The following is a 1,747-nucleotide window of genomic DNA, read 5'->3' on the forward strand; positions in this document are numbered from 1 at the left end:
CGGCACGCCGAAGGCGCGGTACTGATAGTTGAGCTGGGCATCGACGCCGTTGTAGCCGGATTCCGACACCCCCCAAGGCACGCCGCGCTCCTTGCCATAGGCGATCTGCCGGGCCACTGCGGTGCGATAGGTCTGGTCGAGCAGGGTGTTGTCGTAGCTCGGCATCACCAGCAGCGGCATTAGGTACTCGAACATCGAGCCGCTCCAGGACAGCAGCGTGGTGTTGCCGACGGCGCGGGTCAGCAGACGGCCGAGCGCGAACCAGCTCTCCTGCGGCAGCTGGCCCTGGGCGATGGCGACGAAACAGCCAAGGCGCGCCTCGGAAGCGAGCAGATCGTAGTAGCTCTCATCGCACCGGCGCTCGGCGACCCGGTAGCCGATCGCCAGCAACGACTGCGCCTCGTCGAACAAGAAGTTATAGTCGAGCCGGGAGAGGCTGCCAGCGGTGATCGCCAGTTGCTCGATCTCGCGGATGCGTGCCAGCACCGGCCGGTCAAGCCCAGTCTGCTCAAGCGCGGCCAGCTGACGCAGCGTGAGTGCAAGGTCGCTCTGCCGGCTCTTGTCCACGACAGACAAGACGTTTGCTGTTTGCGTTTCGAGGCTGTTCGGGTCGTTCTTGCTGTTCGTCGATTGGGCGCCCAATTGAACAGGCCCACAGAAATCGGGCAGGCGAGTACTTTCAGATGCAGTTGCAGTGGCCGTTGCAGCCTCGACATGCAAGTGCAGCCAAGGCGCCAAGAACAACAGATCATCCCGCAATGCCCAGCACTGCTGAGCCAGACGTCGCGTCCAGGCCGCCACCTCGTCGCTCGCGCCAGCATCCAGGTCCCGCGCCGCTGCTTCGGCCTCCGCGCTCAGCACACCAAGACAGCCGCAGGCCTCATTCAGATCGGTCGGTGGCGCCAAGCGAGCAGCCTTCAGCTGCTGATCAAAACGCGCAAGCGGCGCCGATAGCGCTGGCCGTCGCCCAGTCATGGAAGCCAAGGTCAACCTCGAGGTCGTTGCGGTCAACGCCTCCGTCAGCACCTGCCAGGTATCAGCAATACCCTCCAGCCAGCGCGGATTCAGGATCGGCGCGTCGATCAGCGCCAGCAGCCCCGGTTGCAGGGTCGAGAGATGACCGGCGAGGTTGCCGCTGTCCACCGAGGAGATGTAGCGGGGTTCGAGCGGCTGCAGCGATTGGGTGTCGTACCAGTTGAAGAAGTGGCCGCGATGGCGCTCCAATCCGGTCATGGTGCGCAGCGCTGCGCTGGTGCGGGCCATGAGTGCGCCGGCGGGCAGATACCCAAAATCATAAGCGGCCAGGTTCGCCAGCAGCGACAGACCCATATTGGTCGGCGAGGTGCGATGCGCCACCACCGCCACCGGATGCTCCTGCAGATTATCCGGCGGCAGCCAATGGTCGTCGGCGCCGACGAAGGTCTCGAAGAAGCCCCAGGTCTTGCGTGCGCTGCGGTGCAGGAACTCGGTCTGCTCGGCATTCAGATGCGCTTCACGTGGCTTGAGCGGACGACTCATCCACCAGGCCAGCAGCGGTGCCGCCAGCCAGGCCAGCAGGATCGGCGCAGCCACCGGCAGTGCCATCGGTACACGCAGGGCCAGACCGGCACCTGCGATCAGCGCCAACACCGGGGCGATCCACATGCTGCGGTAAATGGCGGCGAGCCCCTGATCCCTTCGGACTAGATCGCCCGCCGCGGTCCATTCGAGCAGGCCGCGCCGACTAACGCCCAGCCGCCACAGGGTA

1 pseudogene is annotated in these 1,747 nt (G+C 65.2%); it reads right to left on the reverse strand.

Going from position 1 to position 1,747, the window contains the following annotated elements:
• Positions 1–1,747 (reverse strand): annotated as a pseudogene (locus tag VBE63_RS28710) (cyclic beta 1-2 glucan synthetase); the annotation flags it as partial.

It is taken from the genome of Lamprobacter sp. (assembly GCF_034860625.1).
Taxonomy (GTDB): domain Bacteria; phylum Pseudomonadota; class Gammaproteobacteria; order Chromatiales; family Chromatiaceae; genus Lamprobacter.